This window comes from Nocardioides pantholopis (genome assembly GCF_003710085.1).
Classification (GTDB): Bacteria; Actinomycetota; Actinomycetes; order Propionibacteriales; family Nocardioidaceae; genus Nocardioides; species Nocardioides pantholopis.
This window is the reverse complement of record NZ_CP033324.1, coordinates 3,201,416-3,218,560: the sequence shown is the minus strand read 5'-3', so window position 1 is coordinate 3,218,560 and position 17,145 is coordinate 3,201,416. Positions and strand designations below refer to the sequence as shown.

Here is a 17,145-nt window from a genome sequence, read left to right as displayed (position 1 = left end):
CACCGCCGCGGTCCGACTCCTCGGGCACTTCCCGCGCTTCTACGGCATTCAATGCCCCGGGACGCCGAACGGCGCGAGGCCCGAACGACGACGGCCGCCCCACACCTCGGTGTGGGGCGGCCGTCGGGGGACCGTGGCGGTTCGGGTCAGCGACCCTGCTTGAGCGCGGTGCGCAGGTCCTTGTTGAGCTGCGAGATCACGTCGAGCGGGATCTCCTTGGGGCAGGCGGCGGTGCACTCGCCGATGTTGGTGCAGCCACCGAAGCCCTCGTGGTCGTGCTGGGCGACCATGTCCACGACGCGGGAGTACCGCTCCGGCTGGCCCTGGGGGAGCTCGCCGAGGTGGGTGATCTTCGCGCCCAGGAACAGCGACGCGGACCCGTTGGGGCACGCGGCGACGCAGGCGCCGCAGCTGATGCAGGTGGCGACGTCGAAAGCGCGGTCGGCCTTCTTCTTCTCCACCGGCGCAGCGTGGGCGTCGGGGGCCGACCCGGTGTTCACCGAGATGTAGCCGCCGGCCTGGATGATCCGGTCGAACGCCGACCGGTCGACGATGAGGTCCTTGAGCACGGGGAACGCCTCGGCGCGCCACGGCTCGATGGTGATCGTGTCGCCGTCCTTGAACGAGCGCATGTGCAGCTGGCAGGTCGTGGTGACCTCCGGGCCGTGCGCCTCGCCGTTGATCATCAGCGAGCAGGTGCCGCAGATGCCCTCACGGCAGTCGGAGTCGAACGCGACCGGGTCCTCGCCCTGCTCGTTGAGGTTCTCGTTGAGGACGTCGAGCATCTCCAGGAAGCTCATGTCCTCCGAGATCTCGTCGAGCTCGTAGGCGTGCATCGCACCGGCCGACGCAGCGTTCGGCTGGCGCCAGATGTTGAGGGTGATTCTCATCGGGGTCCCCTCGAGATCGTGCTCACCACGAGCGCAGCGAGTCTCTTGCAGGATGTCGTGGGGTGGTTCACTTGTAGCTCCGCTGCTTCATCTCGATGGCCGTGTAGATCAGGTCTTCCTTGTGCAGGACGGGCTGACCGTCCTCGCCGCCCCACTCCCAGGCCGCGACGTAGGCGAACTCGTCGTCGTGACGCAGCGCCTCCCCGTCCTCGGTCTGGGACTCGGCGCGGAAGTGGCCGCCGCAGGACTCGCGACGGTTGAGCGCGTCGATGCACATCAACTCGCCGAGCTCGATGAAGTCGGCCGTACGGCCGGCCTTCTCCAGGCTCTGGTTCAGGCTGTCGGCGGTGCCGAGGACCTTCAGGTTGGACCAGAAGTCCTTCTTCAGCTCCTGGATCATGCCGATGGCCTTCTTCAGGCCGGCCTCGCTGCGCTCCATGCCGCAGTACTCCCACATGATCCGGCCCAGCTCCTTGTGGTAGCTGTCGGCCGAGCGGGTGCCGTTGATGGAGAGGAACGTCGCGATCCGGTGCTCGACGTCGGCCTTGGCCGCCACGACGTCCGGGTGGCTCTCGTCGAGCTTCTCGAACGGCCCGTCCGCGAGGTAGTCGCGGATGGTGTTCGGGAGCACGAAGTAGCCGTCGGCCAGACCCTGCATCAGCGCCGAGGCACCGAGACGGTTGGCGCCGTGGTCGGAGAAGTTGGCCTCGCCGGTCACGAACAGCCCCGGGATGTTGGACTGCAGGTGGTAGTCCACCCACAGGCCGCCCATCACGTAGTGCACGGCCGGGTAGATCCGCATCGGCGTGGAGTACGGGTCCTCGCCGGTGATCCGGGCGTACATGTCGAACAGGTTGCCGTACTTGGTCTCGACGGTCGCCCGACCCATCCGGGCGATCGCGTCGGCGAAGTCGAGGTAGACGCCGCGGCGCACCCAGCGCTCGGTGCCGTCCTCGGCCAGCTCCTTGACCGCCGGGCCGACGCCGCGGCCCTCGTCGCACATGTTCTTCGCCTGGCGGGACGCGATGTCGCGGGGGACCAGGTTGCCGAAGGACGGGTAGATCCGCTCGAGGTAGTAGTCGCGGTCCTCCTCGGGGATCTCGCTGGGGTGCTTCTCGCAGTCCGCCGCGTTCTTCGGCACCCAGATCCGGCCGTCGTTGCGCAGCGACTCCGACATCAGCGTGAGCTTCGACTGGTGGTCGCCGGTCACCGGGATGCAGGTCGGGTGGATCTGCGTGTAGCAGGGGTTGGCCATGTAGGCGCCCTTGCGGTGCGCGCGCCACGCGGCGGTGACGTTGGAGCCCATCGCGTTGGTGGAGAGGAAGAAGACGTTGCCGTAGCCGCCGGTGGCGAGGACGACGACGTCCGCGAGGTGGGTCTCGACCTCGCCGGTGACCATGTCGCGGGCGATGATGCCGCGGGCCTTGCCCTCGACGATCACGACCTCGAGCATCTCGTGGCGGGTGTACTGCTTGACGGTGCCGGCCGCGACCTGGCGCTCCATGGCCTGGTAGGCGCCGATCAGCAGCTGCTGGCCGGTCTGGCCCCGGGCGTAGAAGGTCCGGGAGACCTGCACGCCGCCGAAGGAGCGGTTGTCGAGCAGGCCGCCGTACTCACGGGCGAACGGGACGCCCTGCGCGACGCACTGGTCGATGATGTTCGCGCTGACCTCGGCGAGGCGGTACACGTTCGACTCCCGCGAGCGGTAGTCGCCGCCCTTGACGGTGTCGTAGAAGAGACGGAACGTCGAGTCGCCGTCCTCCTTGTAGTTCTTGGCCGCGTTGATGCCGCCCTGGGCGGCGATCGAGTGGGCCCGGCGCGGGGAGTCCTGGTAGCAGAAGGACTTCACGTTGTAGCCGGCCTCGCCGAGCGTGGCCGCGGCCGCGCCACCGGCCAGGCCGGTGCCGACCATGATGACCTCGAGCTTGCGGCGGTTGGCCGGGTTGACCAGGCGGTTGTCGAACTGGCGCTGGGTCCAGCGGTTCTGGATGGGTCCGGTCGGGGCGACCGGGTCGACCAGGGGCTCGCCGAGGGTGTAGTAGCCCCGGGCGTCGTCCGACACCTGGACCGGCGGGGAGTTCAGCGCGGTGGTGTGGGAGGGGTCAGTGATGGATGCCATGAAGTGCGGAACCTCGTCCCTTGCTTAGGAGATGACGCCGGCGAGCGTGAAGATCGGGACCAGCGAGAAACCGACGCCGATGACGACGGCGATGGCCCAGCCGGCCTGACGGGCGCGAGCCCGCGACGTGGCGGTGTTGGTGAGGCCCAGGGTCTGGAGGGCGCTGAAGGTGCCGTGGTGCAGGTGCATGGCCAGGGCCAGCATGGCGAGGAGGTAGATCAGCGTCATCCACCATAGGTCGAAGGACTCGACCATGAGGTTGTACGGGTCGTTGGTCTCGCCGCCGGCCGGGTTGACCTTGCCGATGGTGAAGTGGATGAGGTGCCAGATGACGAACAGCAGGATGGTCAGGCCACCCCAGCGCATGGTGCGCGAGGACAGCGAGGACCGGACGTTCTTCTTCACCTGGTACTTGGTCCGGCGCGCGGCGCCGGCGCGCTTCCACAGGGCGAGTGCGGCACCGACGTGCACGACCAGCGCGAGGACCAGGACCACGCGCATGATCCACAGGAAGCCCTCGTAGGGGAGCATCGGCTCGCCGAGCTCGCGCAGGTGGTGCGCGTACTCGTTGTACGCGTCATGGCCCGAGAAGGCCTTGAGGTTTCCGTACATGTGCGCGAACACGTACGCGATGAAGACGATCCCACTGATGGCCATGGCCAGCTTGAGGGCGATCGTTGAGCGCGTCGCACGCGCTCCCTTGACGAGAGTCGGGGTTGCCACGGCAGCACGGTACCGCCGATGGGCACCGGCGTTGGAGACGGGGACTGTGACAAATGCCCGGTTACTGACGAGTCGCTAATTAGTTAGGACAACCTTACCGGCCGCTCCAAGCGGGTTCGGAACGGACCCGGGCGGCGCGCCGGCCGCCGGGCCGGGCCTCCCACCACGGGCCCCGGCGCATCGGAAACATCACATCGAGTGGCCCGACCAGGCCACCCTCCCTAGGGTTCGGACCATGAACGTCGACAACAGCGTCGAGGGCGGGCTCGACGAGCCCGCAGAGCTGGAGCCCGACCAGGGCACCCTCGACCTCGCGGACCCCGAGGACCGCTGGACCGTCACCGACTGGGAGGCCGCCGCGGCGGCCGTCCTGCGCAAGGCCCGCCGGCTCGGGGAGGACGACAGCGACTCGCTGGTCTGGGAGCGCCTGGGCCGGACCACGCTGGACGGCATCGAGGTCTCGCCGCTCGGCACCGCCGACCAGCTCGCCGGGGTGCGCACCGCCGGGCGGCCCGCCCGCTCCGGCCCGTGGGACATCCGGGTCCAGCTCGGCGCCGGTGACGCGCGCCGGCTCAACGAGGTGGCGCGCGCCGACCTCGAGGGCGGGGCCACCTCGCTGTGGCTCCAGGTCGGTGCCGACACCGATCTCGCCACCCTGCTCGACGGGGTGCTCCTCGACCTGGCGCCGGTCGTGCTCGACGCCCCGGCCGCGCCGCTCGCCGCCGCCGAGGCGTTCCTGACGTACGCCGGGGCGCGTGAGCTCGCCCCCGGCACCAACCTCGGCGTCCCGGCCACGGCGGCCGAGGACGACCTGGTCGCGGTCGCCCGCCTGGCCCGCGACCGCGGCCTGCTCGGGATCGTCGTCGACGCGACCGACGTCCACGACCGCGGCGCCTCGGACGTGCAGGAGCTGGCCCGGTCGCTGGCCCTCGGCGCCCGGGTGCTGCGGGTGCTCGCCGAGGCTGGGGTCTCCGTGGCCGACGCGGCGGCGCTGCTGGAGTTCCGCTACGCGGCCACCGACGAGCAGTTCGCCACGATCGCCAAGCTCCGTGCCGCGCGCCGCCTGTGGACCCGGGTGCTCGAGCTGAGCGGGGCGGACGCCGACGCGGCCGCCCAGCGCCAGCACGTGGTCACCAGCCGGCCGATGATGAGCCGCTACGACCCCTACGTGAACATGCTGCGCACCACCGTCGCCACCTTCGCCGCGGGCGTCGGGGGAGCGGACGCGGTCACGGTGCTGCCCTTCGACAGCCCGCTGGGCCGTCCCGAGGACTTCGGCCGCCGGATCGCGCGCAACACCTCGCACCTGCTGATCGCCGAGTCCCACGTCGCCGCGGTCGCCGACCCGGCCGGCGGGGCGTACGCCGTGGAGAAGCTCACCGACGACGTCGCGCACGCCGCCTGGGAGCTGTTCGGCCGGCTCGAGGAGGGCGAGGACCTCGACGCGCTCGTGGCCGAGACCGCGAGCCGCCGGGAGACCGAGGTGGCTCGGCGCACCCGCCCGATCACCGGGCTCACCGAGTTCCCCAACCTCGCCGAGGAGCTGCCCGTGCGGGAGCCGGACGGCGCGTTCGACGCGGTCCGCCCCTACGGCGCCAGCTTCGAGGCGCTGCGCGACGAGCCCGCCGCGACGCCGGTCTTCCTGGCCACGATGGGCTCGATCGCCGCGCACACCGCCCGGGCCACGTTCGCGACCAACCTGTTCGCCGCCGGGGGCGTCGCTGTCGAGGTCGCCGGACCCACCACCGGTGTCGAGGACCTGCGCGCGGCGTACGCCGCCTCCGGGCGCAGCCCGGTGGTGTGCCTGGCCGGCCCCGACCCGGCGTACGCCGAGTGGGGCGAGCAGGCCGCCGCCGCCCTGCGCGAGGCGGGGGCCAGCCACGTGATCCTCGCGGGCCGGCCCACCGACTACGTCGACGACTCGTGCGCGATGGGCGTGGACGCCCTCGCCTTCCTCACCACCACCCGGGAGAAGCTGACGTGAGCATTCCGAAGAGCTTTGCCGGCCTGCCGCTGGTGGGAGACACCAGCGCCGCGCAGCCCGCCGCCCCCGCGGGCGGCGAGCCCTGGCTGGCGCCGGAGGGGATCGAGATCAAGCCGTCCTACGGGGCGGCCGACCTCGAGGGCCTGGACGCCCTGGACACCCTCCCCGGGCTGAGCCCGTTCCTGCGCGGGCCCTACCCGACCATGTACACGACCCAGCCCTGGACGATCCGGCAGTACGCCGGGTTCTCCACCGCCGAGGAGTCCAACGCCTTCTACCGGCGCAACCTGGCGGCCGGCCAGAAGGGCCTCTCGGTCGCGTTCGACCTCGCCACCCACCGCGGCTACGACTCCGACCACCCGCGGGTGCGCGGCGACGTCGGCATGGCGGGCGTGGCGATCGACTCGATCTACGACACCCGGACCCTCTTCGACGGCATCCCGCTGGACAAGATGTCGGTGTCGATGACCATGAACGGCGCCGTGCTGCCGGTGCTGGCGCTCTACATCGCCGCCGCCGAGGAGCAGGGGGTGGCGCCCGAGCAGCTCGCGGGGACCATCCAGAACGACATCCTCAAGGAGTTCATGGTCCGCAACACCTACATCTACCCGCCGGCGCCGTCGATGCGGATCATCTCCGACATCTTCGCGTTCACCAGCCAGCGGATGCCGCGGTTCAACTCGATCTCGATCTCCGGCTACCACATGCAGGAGGCCGGAGCGACGGCCGACTTGGAGCTGGCGTACACGCTCGCCGACGGCGTGGAGTACATCCGCGCGGGCCTCGAGAGCGGCCTGACCATCGACCAGTTCGCCCCCCGGCTGAGCTTCTTCTGGGCGATCGGCATGAACTTCTACATGGAGGTCGCGAAGCTGCGCGCGGCCCGCGCGCTGTGGGCCCGACTGGTGCGCCAGTTCGACCCCCAGAACCCGAAGTCGCTGAGCCTGCGCACGCACAGCCAGACCTCCGGCTGGTCGCTGACCGCGCAGGACGTGTTCAACAACGTCCAGCGCACCTGCATCGAGGCGATGGCCGCGACCCAGGGGCACACCCAGTCGCTGCACACCAACGCCCTGGACGAGGCGATCGCGCTGCCGACCGACTTCTCCGCGCGGATCGCCCGCAACACCCAGCTGCTGCTGCAGCAGGAGAGCGGCACCACCGGGACCATCGACCCGTGGGCCGGCTCCTACTACGTCGAGCGGCTCACCCACGACCTCGCCGAGCGGGCCTGGGGCCACATCCAGGAGGCCGAGCGGGCCGGCGGCATGGCCAAGGCCATCGAGCAGGGCATCCCGAAGATGCGCATCGAGGAGGCCGCCGCGCGCACCCAGGCCCGGATCGACTCCGGCGCCCAGGCCGTGATCGGCGTGAACACCTACCGGCTGGCCGCCGAGGACAAGCTCGACGTGCTCCGCGTCGACAACGACGAGGTCTACCGCCAGCAGCTCGCGAAGCTGGAGCGGCTGCGCGCGGAGCGCGACGACGACGCCGTACGCCGCGCGCTCGAGGCGCTGACCAACAGCGCCGCTCAGGGCTCGGAGGCGGGCGCGGCCGGCGGCTCGCTGGACGGCAACCTGCTGGCGCTGGCGGTCGAGGCCGCCCACGCCAAGGCCACCGTCGGGGAGATCTCCGAGGCGCTGGAGAAGGTCTACGGCCGCCACCAGGCGGTGATCCGTACGATCAGCGGCGTGTTCCGGGACGAGTCGACCAGCGGCGAGGGCGGCACCCTCGTCCAGCAGGTGCTGCAGGCCACCGAGGAGTTCGAGGAGGCCGAGGGGCGGCGTCCGCGGATCCTGGTCGCGAAGATGGGCCAGGACGGCCACGACCGCGGCCAGAAGGTCATCGTCTCGGCCTTCGCCGACATGGGCTTCGACGTGGACGTGGGGCCGCTGTTCTCGACCCCCGAGGAGGTCGCCCAGCAGGCGGTCGACGCCGACGTGCACATCGTCGGGGTCAGCTCGCTCGCGGCCGGCCACCTCACGCTGCTCCCGGCGCTGAAGCAGGCGCTCGCGGAGCAGGGCCGTCCGGACGTCATGGTCGTCATCGGCGGCGTGATCCCGCCCGACGACGTGCCCACGCTGCGGGAGATGGGTGCCGCGGAGGTCTTCCTCCCCGGCACCGTGATCGCGGAGTCGGCGCTGCGACTGCTGGACGTGCTGCGGGAGCAGCTGGACGACTGAGATGGCCCAGCCCACGGTCCCCGAGCTGCTCGCCGGGGTCCGGGAGGGTCGCCGTGCGGCGGTCTCCCGGGCCATCACGCTGGTCGAGTCCGGCAAGCCCGCCCACCGTGCCCTGGCGCGGGAGCTGCTGACCGGGCTCACCGGCGAGCCGGACGGCGGGGTGCACTCCCCGGCGGTGCGGGTCGGGATCTCCGGGGTGCCCGGCGTCGGGAAGTCCACGTTCATCGAGGCTCTCGGCGCCCGGCTCACCGCGGCCGGCCACCGGGTCGGCGTCCTGGCCGTGGACCCCTCCAGCGTGCGCACCGGAGGCTCGGTGCTGGGCGACAAGACCCGGATGGCACGGCTCTCGGTCGACCCGAACGCCTATATCCGGCCCTCGCCCTCGGCCGGGACCCTCGGCGGGGTGGCCCGCGCGACCGTCCAGGCGATGGCGGTCCTCGAGGCCGGCGGGTACGACGTGGTGCTGGTCGAGACCGTCGGCGTCGGCCAGTCCGAGGTGACGGTCGCGGGCATGGTCGACACGTTCCTGTTCCTCACCCTGGCCCGCACCGGCGACCAGCTCCAGGGCATCAAGAAGGGCATCCTCGAGATCGCCGACGTGATCGCCGTCAACAAGGCGGACGGCGACCGCGAGCAGGAGGCCCGAGTGGCCGCCCGGGACCTCGCGGGAGCGTTGCGGCTGGTGCGCGGCAAGGACGAGTGGGCGCCGCCGGTGGTCACCTGCTCCGGGCTCACCGACGTCGGGGTCGAGGACCTGTGGGAGCGCGTGCAGGCCCACCGCGACCACCTCGGGGCCGAGGGCCTGGCCGCGAAGCGGTCGCGCCAGCAGCTCGACTTCACCTGGGCGCTGGTCCGCGACGAGCTCGACCAGCGGCTGCGGCACGCGCCCGGCGTCCGGGCGATCCGCGAGGAGGTCCGCGCCCAGGTCCTGGCTGGGGACCTGCCGGCGACGGTCGCTGCCGACCGGATTCTCGCGGCCTATGACGGCCGCTGAGCCCGCGTGAACTAACCTCGGTGGGGATGCCTGCGGACAACTCCACCTCCAGCTCCCCGCTCGGCTCGCTGGTCGCGGCCACCGTCGCCGCCCACGAGACCGAGCTGCTCACCCTGCGCCGTGACCTGCACGCGCACCCCGAGCTGTCCTGGCAGGAGACCCGGACCACCGACCTGGTCGCCCGGTGCGTGGAGCGGGCCGGCTGGCGGGTCACCCGGCTGCCGCGGACCGGCCTGCTGGCCGACCTGGGGGACAGCGGTCCGATGGTGGCGCTGCGCGCCGACCTCGACGCGCTGCCGGTCCCGGACCTGACCGACGACCCGTGGACGAGCACCGTCGACGGCGTCGCCCACGCCTGCGGGCACGACGTGCACACCAGCGGCGTGGTCGGAGCGGCCCTGGCCCTGGCGCAGGTGCACCGCGCCGGCCTGCTGCCCGGCCGGGTCCGGCTGCTCTTCCAGCCGGCCGAGGAGGTGATGCCCGGCGGCGCCCTCTCGCTGCTGGAGTTCGGCGCCCTCGACGGCGTCGACCGCCTCTTCGGGATGCACTGCGACCCCAGCCTCGACGTCGGTCACGTGGGGCTGCGCGAGGGGCCGATCACCGGTGCGGCCGACCACCTCAAGGTCACGCTCTCCGGGTCCGGCGGGCACACCTCGCGCCCACACCTGACCGAGGACCTCACCTTCGCGCTCGGCAAGGTCGTCACCGAGCTGCCGGCGATCCTGTCCCGACGCCTGGACCCGCGGGCCGGCGTGAGCGTGGTCTGGGGCGTGCTGCGGGCCGGCGCCGCGCACAACGTGGTGCCGAGCACCGGCTGGATCGGCGGCACCGTGCGGATGCTCGACGCGATCGCCTGGTCGGAGGCGGAGAAGCTGGTGCCGCTGCTGATCGGCCAGATCGTCGAGCCGTACGGCGTGCACGCGCAGGTGGAGTACCAGCGCGGCGTGCCGCCGGTGGTCAACGACTCCCGGTCCACCACGCTGCTGGCCGAGGCCGCCACCGCGGTGCTCGGGGCCGAGGGGCCGGTCGTCACCCAGCAGAGCCTCGGCGGCGAGGACTTCGGGTGGTACCTCGACCACGTCCCCGGCGCCATGATGCGCCTGGGCACCCGCACCCCCGGCGGGCCGACGTACGACCTGCACCAGGGAAACCTGCGCATCGACGAGCGGGCGGTCTCCATCGGCGCGATGGTGCTCGCGAACGCCGTCGCCGCCGCCCTCGCCTGAGCCGCCCGATCCGGCACCCCGGCCCGGGTCACCGGTAGGTAACAACTGGGCGACAATGGCTTCGATCGAGCGCCGGGATGGTTAGGTACTGCCCGTACCTGCGTCGCCAGTGACGCACTTGAGCTAAGGAGGAGTCTTGCGCGGAATTCGCAAGGCGGCACTACTGATCGCGGCCAGCGCGCTGGTCCTCAGCGGATGCGGCGGCAGTGACGACGAGCCCGAGGCCAAGGACGGCGGCAGCGGCGCGTCCGAGGACGTGTGCAAGACCGCCGACGGCGACGGCCCCAAGATCGGTGTGGCCTACGACGTGGGCGGCCGCGGGGACCAGTCCTTCAACGACTCCGCCTACGCCGGCATCACCACCGCCGTCGAGGACCTGGACGCCACCTGCATCGAGGCCGAGGCCGGGCAGGAGGAGAACGACACCGTCCGCGAGGAGCGGCTGCGCACGCTGGCCGAGCAGGGCTTCAACCCGATCATCGCGGTCGGCTTCATCTACTCCCCGGCCGCCGCCAAGGTCGCCGAGGAGATGCCCGACACCAACTTCGTGGTCGTCGACGGCTTCGCCTCGAGCATCGCCGAGCTGCCGAACCTCTCCGACCTGATCTTCGCCGAGCAGGAGGGCTCCTTCCTCGTCGGCGCCGCCGCGGCCATGAAGTCCGAGGCCAAGCACGTCGGCTTCGTCGGCGGCACCCGCGGCGAGCTGATCCAGAAGTTCGAGGCCGGCTACGTCGCCGGCGTCAAGGCGGTCGACCCGTCGATCAAGGTCGAGGTCCAGTACCTCACCGAGGACCCCAACGACGGCGAGGCCGGCTTCGAGAACCCGACCGGCGCCAAGACCGCCGCCGAGGGCCAGCTGGACAAGGGCGTGGACGTGATCTTCCACGCTGCCGGCAAGTCCGGCCTGGGCGTCTTCCAGGCGGTCACCGCCGCCGGCGAGGGCAAGTGGGCCATCGGCGTCGACTCCGACCAGTACCTCTCGGCGGAGTCCGAGCAGCAGGCGCACATCCTGACCTCGATGGTCAAGCGGATCGACGTCGCGGTCTCCGAGTACGTCGCCGCGTTCGACGAGGGCTCGGCACCGGCCGGGTTCACCAACTACGACCTCTCGGTCGACGGGGTCGGCTACGCCACCTCCGGTGGCTTCGTCGACGACGTCAAGGCTGACCTCGACGGCTACGCCGAGAAGATCAAGTCCGGCGAGATCAAGGTGCCCACCGCTCCCTGATCAGCAGCGCACGGGCTGTGTCGCGGACCCGGGGACGATCGCTTAGGTTGTCCCCGGGTCCGCCACGTCCGGAGGGTGGGGCATGGAGACGGGTCTAGGAGGACCGATGCAGACGGCTGTGGCGGGGGAACCCGCGGTTCGTGTCTCGGGGGTCGGCAAGCGCTTCCCCGGCGTGATCGCCAATGACGACGTGAGCTTCGAGGTCCCGGCGGGGACCATCCACGCGATCGTGGGCGAGAACGGCGCCGGCAAGTCGACGCTGATGAAGATCCTGTACGGCGTACAGCGCCCGGACTCCGGCACCGTCGAGGTCAACGGGCACGTCATGGACATGAGCTCGCCCTCGGACGCCATCGCGGCGGGCGTGGGGATGGTCTTCCAGCACTTCCAGCTGGCCGACAACCTCACGATCCTGGAGAACGTCGTGCTGGGCGCCGAGAAGGCCTTCGGCATCGGCGCGAAGGCGCGCGCGGAGATCCGGCGGATCTCCGAGGCCTACGGCTTCGACCTCGACCCCGACGACCTCGTGGAGGGCCTCGGGGTCGGCAAGCGGCAGCGGGTGGAGATCCTCAAGGTCCTCTACCGGGGTGCGCGCATCATCATCCTCGACGAGCCCACCGCGGTACTGGTCCCGCAGGAGGTCGAGGCGCTCTTCGACAACCTGCGTGAGCTGCGGGCCCAGGGCCACACGATCCTGTTCATCTCCCACAAGCTCGACGAGGTCCGGGCGATCGCCGACGAGATCACGGTGATCCGGCGCGGCACGACAGTGGCGACCGTGAAGCCGGGTGAGGTGACCTCGCGGCAGCTCGCCGAGCTGATGGTCGGCTCCGAGCTGCCCTCGCCGAACACCGAGGACTCCACGGTCACCGACCGCGTCGTGCTGGGGCTCGAGGACGTCACGGTCCTCGACGTGCACGGGCGCGAGCTGCTGCGCGACATCGACCTCCACGTGCGCGCCGGCGAGGTGCTCGGCATCGCGGGCGTGGAGGGCAACGGGCAGACCGAGCTCGTGGAGACCGTGCTGGGCATGCTGGCGACCGCGAGCGGCCGGGTGCTGCTCGACGGCACCGACATCACCTCGATGCCGACCCGGCGCCGCCGCGAGAGCGGCATCGGCGTGATCCCCGAGGACCGGCACCGCCACGGCCTGCTGCTCGACGCCCCGCTCTGGGAGAACCGCATCCTGGGCCACCAGACCCGCCCGCCGCTGGTCTCCCGGGGGTTCATCCGCCGGGGCGCCGCGGTCCGCGACTCCCAGCGCATCATCGAGGAGTACGACGTCCGCACGCCCGGCGTGAACACGACCGCCCGGGCGCTCTCCGGCGGCAACCAGCAGAAGTTCATCGTCGGTCGCGAGATGTCGGGCTCGCCGGCGCTGCTCGTGGCCGCCCACCCGACCCGCGGCGTGGACGTCGGAGCCCAGGCCGCGATCTGGGACTCGATCCGCACCGCCCGACGCGAAGGGCTGGCCGTCCTGCTGATCTCGGCCGACCTCGACGAGCTGATCGGACTGTCGGACACCATCATGGTGCTGTTCCGGGGCCGGCTGACGGGGACGTTCGATCCGCGCCAGGTCAGTGCCCGGGAGCTCGGCGCCGCCATGACCGGAACAGGGAGCACCACATGAACCGGGGCAGACGCCTCATCCTCGCGCTGGCGGCCCCGGCCCTGGCTCTGCTGATCGCCGGGCTCCTGGCCTCGGCGCTCCTGCTGGCCACGGACGCCGACGTCGGCGGATTCTGGGAGACCCTGCTGACCTGGCCGGGGGACCGGAACCTGGTCAACATCGCGAACAACTCCGCCGTGCTGTACCTCTCCGGCGTCGCGGCCGCCATCGGCTTCCGGATGAACCTGTTCAACATCGGCGTTGAGGGGCAGTACCGCATCGGCGCGTTCGTCGGGGCCGTCGTCGCCGGCGAGGCGCTGCTGCCCGGGCCCGCCAACACCGTGCTGGCAGTCGTCCTGGCCATGGCGTCGGCAGCTGCCTGGGCGGGCATCGCCGGGCTGCTCCGGGTCACCCGCGGCGTCAGCGAGGTGATCGGCACGATCATGCTGAACTCGATCGCGGCGCTCCTGGTCGGCTACCTGATCAAGCAGGTCGGCGTGACGACCGGCAACGCCACGAACACCAAGCCGGTCCCCGAGTCCAGCTGGGTCGGCGGGCTGGACCTGCCGTTCATCGGCGACGCGGGGAGCACCCAGTTCTACGGGCTGGGGCTGCTGGCCGTCCTCGTGGGCGTCCTCTACTACGTGGTCATCACCCACACCCGGTTCGGCTTCGACCTGCGCGCCACCGGCACCTCGGACAGCGCGGCCGTGGCCTCGGGGGTCGACGTCAAGAAGATGATCGTGATCGCGATGCTGCTCTCCGGTGCGGTCGCCGGGCTGATCGGCATGCCGGTCCTCTTCGGCCAGGCCCACAACTTCGGCAGCTCGTTCCAGTCCGGCATCGGGTTCTCCGGCATCGCCGTGGCGCTGCTGGGCCGCAACCACCCGCTGGGCATCGCCGCGGGCGCGCTGATCTTCGCGTTCCTCTCCGAGCAGGCCAACGCGCTGAACATCCTGGTCCGCATCTCCCCGGAGATCATCGAGGTCACCCAGGGCGTCATCGTGCTGGCCGTCGTCATCGCCTACGAGATCACCCGCCGCTACCGCGTGCGCCTCGAGCAGTCCGCCGTCGCCAGGCAGCTGGCGACCCCCACCGCCCCGGTCCCGCAGGAGGCATCGTGAGTGTCGCCATCCCGCCCGGCTCGACCGCCCTGGCCGCGCCGGAGCCGGAGACCACCGGCCGGAGCCGGCTGACCCGCTACCTGCTGATCGGGTTTGGGGTCTTCGCCCTGGTCTCCCTGGTCCGGGTCCTGACCGGTGCCGACGACCTGACCTCGGCCGGCGCCCTGCGCGCCGCCCTCGTCGCCGCCGTGCCGATCGCGCTCGCCGGTCTCGGTGGCCTCTGGTCCGAGCGGGCCGGCGTGGTCAACATCGGCCTCGAGGGCATGATGATCGTCGGGGCCCTGGGTGCCGGCTGGGCCGGCTACCACTACGGCTTCCTCGGCGGCATCCTCGGAGCGCTGCTCTTCGGGCTCGTGGGCGGCGTCGTCCACGCCGTCACGACTGTGCTCCTCGGGGTCGACCACATCGTCTCCGGTGTCGCGATCAACATCATCGCGGCCGGGCTCGCGGCGTTCCTGGCCCAGGCCTGGTTCACCGGCCTCCCCGGCGGCGGCCCCACCCAGTCCCCGTCGCTCGACCGTCCGCCGGCGTTCACCCTCGGGCCGATCGCCGACGCGGCGAGCGACCTCGCCGGGAAGGGCTGGTTCCTGATCTCCGACCTGGCCGCCGTGGTCGCCGCCCTGACGCGCAACCTCTCGCTGCTCACCGTGCTGGCACTGGTCCTCGTGGTCGGCACCGGCTGGCTGCTCTGGTCGACCGCGTTCGGGCTGCGGCTGCGCTCGGTCGGCGAGGCGCCGTCGGCCGCCGAGACGCTGGGCGTTCGGGTCTACTTCTACAAGTTCGTCGCGGTCGCGATCTCCGGCAGCTTCGCCGGCCTCGGCGGCGCCTACCTCGCCCTGGTGGCCGCACCCGGCTACCAGAACGGCATGACCGGCGGCCTGGGCTACATCGGCCTGGCCGCGATGATCTTCGGCAACTGGCGCCCCGCGGGGCTGCTCGCCGGCGCCGCGCTGTTCGGCTACACCTCCGCCATCCAGCTGCGCGGGGGCACCGACGCGCTGCACGCGCTGCTGCTGGTCATCGGCGTGATCCTGGTGATCGTGGCCGTGGTCCAGCTCCGGCGCGCCGCCGCGCAGCCGCTCACCGTGCACGACCAGGCTGGTCCCGGGGTCGGCGGCGTCGCGCGGATGGTGGTCGGGAACGTCGAGTTCCTGGCCGGCCTGGTGGCCACGCTGGTCCTGGCGGTCGGTTTCTGGCTGGTGGGGCCCGCCGACACGTTCGGTGCCCTGCCGACCTGGGCGCGACACGTCCTGGCCGCGCTGCTCGCCGTCGCCGCCGTCGTGGCGCTGGTGCTGGCGCTGCGCCGCCTGGCGTCCGCGGCGCGCACCCCGGTGATCACCCTCGGCCTGGCGGTCGCCTTCATCGCCTGGTTCGCCACCACCGACAGCGTGCCGAGCGAGTTCACCGGCATGGCGCCGTACGTCGCCACGCTGTTCGTGCTGGCCTTCGCCTCGCAGAACCTGCGGATGCCGGCCGCCGACGGGCTGGTCTACCGCAAGGGCAGCGCCGGGTGAGCAGCACGGCCGCCGGCGTCGACTGGGACTCCCTGCGGGAGGCCGCCGTCGCGGCGGCGGCCCACGCCTACGCGCCGTACTCCCACTACCGGGTGGGGGCGGCCGCGCGGGTCGAGGACGGGCGCGTGGTCGTCGGCTGCAACGTCGAGAACGCCTCCTACGGCGTGGCGCTGTGCGCGGAGTGCGGGCTGGTCTCCCAGCTGCACCTCACCGGCGGCGGACGGCTGACCCACTTCGTCTGCGTCGACGGGGACGGCGAGATCATCATGCCGTGCGGCCGCTGCCGGCAGCTGCTGTTCGAGAACGGCGGCCGGGACCTCCTGCTGTGGACGGTCTCGGGCGTGAGGACGATGGATGAGGTGCTTCCCGATGCGTTCGGTCCCGACAACCTCGATCGACCTGACGGCTCCTGAGGTCGTCGCCGATCCCTGTCCCCACTTCGCCGAGGAGCGCGCCCGGCACGCCGCCACCGGCGGCGTCGCGTGGCACGAGCCGTCGGGGATGTTCCTGACGTTCTCCCACGCGGCGGTCTCGGCGGTCCAGCGCGACCGTCGGCTCGGCCGGCTCTGGACGGACCGGGAGCCGGCGGCGTACCTGGAGCCGTTCAACCTGCTGCACCGCAACCAGATGATGGAGAACGAGCCGCCGGTGCACACCCGGCTGCGCCGTCCGGTCGCCAGCTCCTTCGCGCGCGGCCACGTCGAGCGGCTGCGACCGCGGGTGCGCGAGCTCGCCGCCGGGCTGCTCGCCGAGACCGACGGCGCCGGGTTCGACGTGATCGGCCAGTACGCCGAGCCGCTGCCGGTCCTCGTGATCGCCGAGCTGCTGGGTGTCCCGTCCTCCTACGCCCACGACCTGCGCGACTGGTCCCAGGCGATCGTGCGGATGTACGAGGTCGACCCGGCGCAGGAGACCGTCGACGCGGCCGTCCGGGCCGCGAGCGAGTTCGACGGGCTGGTGCGCGAGCTGGTCGCCGAGCGGCGGGCAACTCCCGCCGAGGACCTGATCACCGACCTCGCCGGGACCGAGTTGAGCGACGATGAGGTGGTGGCCGCGGTGGTGCTGCTGCTCAACGCCGGGCACGAGGCGTCGGTCAACGTCTTCGGCAACGGCCTGGTCGCGATGCTGCGGCGCGGGCTGCGGCCGGCGGCGGACGTCCCGGCGACCGTCGAGGAGATGCTCCGCTTCGACTCCGCGCTCCAGCTCTTCGAACGCACCGCCACCGAGGACGTGACGGTGGGCGGCGTCGTGGTCGAGCGGGGGCAGCGGATCGCGGCCCTGCTCGGCGCGGCCAACCGCGACCCGGCGGTCTTCGACCGGCCCGAGGAGTTCCTCGTCGACCGGACGCCGAACAACCACCTCGCCTTCGGCGTGGGCGTGCACTTCTGCCTGGGTGCCCCGCTGGCCCGGATGGAGCTCGCCGAGTCCGTGGCCGCCCTGGTCGCGACCTACCCGGAGCTCGCCCTGGCCGGCGAGCCCGAGAGCCGGGACACGTTCGTGCTGCGCGGCTACCACCGAGTGCCGGTCGCCGCCGGCTGACCCGGCGGCGAC

13 protein-coding genes are annotated in these 17,145 nt (G+C 71.8%); 10 read left to right on the top strand and 3 right to left on the bottom strand.

What is annotated here, in order from left to right:
- Positions 1-146: 146 nt before the first annotated feature.
- The 3 genes from EBO35_RS15480 to EBO35_RS15470 all read right to left on the bottom strand — a co-directional run bounded on the left by EBO35_RS15480 (position 147) and on the right by EBO35_RS15470 (position 3,732).
- Positions 147-890, bottom strand: a complete 744-nt coding sequence (locus tag EBO35_RS15480; protein ID WP_122818511.1) for a succinate dehydrogenase/fumarate reductase iron-sulfur subunit — start codon at positions 888-890, stop codon at positions 147-149.
- 67 nt (positions 891-957) lie between these two features.
- Positions 958-3,009, bottom strand: a complete 2,052-nt coding sequence (locus EBO35_RS15475; RefSeq protein ID WP_122818510.1) for a fumarate reductase/succinate dehydrogenase flavoprotein subunit — start codon at positions 3,007-3,009, stop codon at positions 958-960.
- Between the two features lie 24 nt (positions 3,010-3,033).
- Complete coding sequence (locus tag EBO35_RS15470; RefSeq protein WP_122818509.1) at positions 3,034-3,732, bottom strand: succinate dehydrogenase cytochrome b subunit; 699 nt, start codon at positions 3,730-3,732, stop codon at positions 3,034-3,036.
- A 235-nt stretch (positions 3,733-3,967) separates the two neighbouring features.
- On the opposite strand from EBO35_RS15470, the gene EBO35_RS15465 reads away from it, so the two are divergent.
- The 10 genes from EBO35_RS15465 to EBO35_RS15420 all read left to right on the top strand — a co-directional run bounded on the left by EBO35_RS15465 (position 3,968) and on the right by EBO35_RS15420 (position 17,133).
- Positions 3,968-5,716, top strand: a complete 1,749-nt coding sequence (locus EBO35_RS15465; protein ID WP_122818508.1) for a methylmalonyl-CoA mutase family protein — start codon at positions 3,968-3,970, stop codon at positions 5,714-5,716.
- Positions 5,713-7,899 (top strand): methylmalonyl-CoA mutase, encoded by a 2,187-nt coding sequence (gene scpA / locus EBO35_RS15460; protein WP_122818507.1) that lies wholly within the window; start codon positions 5,713-5,715, stop codon positions 7,897-7,899. The genes EBO35_RS15465 and scpA overlap by 4 nt, the downstream gene beginning before the upstream one ends.
- 1 nt (position 7,900) lies before the next feature.
- Positions 7,901-8,893 (top strand): methylmalonyl Co-A mutase-associated GTPase MeaB, encoded by a 993-nt coding sequence (gene meaB, locus EBO35_RS15455; RefSeq protein WP_122818506.1) that lies wholly within the window; start codon positions 7,901-7,903, stop codon positions 8,891-8,893.
- A gap of 26 nt (positions 8,894-8,919) precedes the next feature.
- Positions 8,920-10,119 carry an amidohydrolase gene (locus tag EBO35_RS15450; protein WP_122819839.1) on the top strand — a complete coding sequence of 400 codons (1,200 nt, stop codon included), beginning with the start codon at positions 8,920-8,922 and terminating at the stop codon, positions 10,117-10,119.
- Between the two features lie 136 nt (positions 10,120-10,255).
- Positions 10,256-11,347 (top strand): BMP family lipoprotein, encoded by a 1,092-nt coding sequence (locus EBO35_RS15445; RefSeq protein WP_122818505.1) that lies wholly within the window; start codon positions 10,256-10,258, stop codon positions 11,345-11,347.
- A 106-nt stretch (positions 11,348-11,453) separates the two neighbouring features.
- Positions 11,454-12,977: an ABC transporter ATP-binding protein gene (locus EBO35_RS15440; protein WP_206422579.1), complete on the top strand. Its 1,524-nt coding sequence runs from the start codon at positions 11,454-11,456 to the stop codon at positions 12,975-12,977.
- Positions 12,974-14,080: an ABC transporter permease gene (locus tag EBO35_RS15435; RefSeq protein WP_122818503.1), complete on the top strand. Its 1,107-nt coding sequence runs from the start codon at positions 12,974-12,976 to the stop codon at positions 14,078-14,080. The genes EBO35_RS15440 and EBO35_RS15435 overlap by 4 nt, the downstream gene beginning before the upstream one ends.
- Positions 14,077-15,594 carry an ABC transporter permease gene (locus EBO35_RS15430; RefSeq protein ID WP_206422578.1) on the top strand — a complete coding sequence of 506 codons (1,518 nt, stop codon included), beginning with the start codon at positions 14,077-14,079 and terminating at the stop codon, positions 15,592-15,594. The genes EBO35_RS15435 and EBO35_RS15430 overlap by 4 nt, the downstream gene beginning before the upstream one ends.
- A complete protein-coding gene (locus tag EBO35_RS15425) occupies positions 15,591-16,007 on the top strand; it encodes a cytidine deaminase (protein WP_122818502.1) in 417 nt (138 codons plus the stop codon). The genes EBO35_RS15430 and EBO35_RS15425 overlap by 4 nt, the downstream gene beginning before the upstream one ends.
- Positions 15,964-17,133 (top strand): cytochrome P450, encoded by a 1,170-nt coding sequence (locus tag EBO35_RS15420; protein ID WP_122818501.1) that lies wholly within the window; start codon positions 15,964-15,966, stop codon positions 17,131-17,133. Before EBO35_RS15425 ends, EBO35_RS15420 begins: the two co-directional genes overlap by 44 nt.
- The last annotated feature ends 12 nt before the right edge of the window (positions 17,134-17,145 follow it).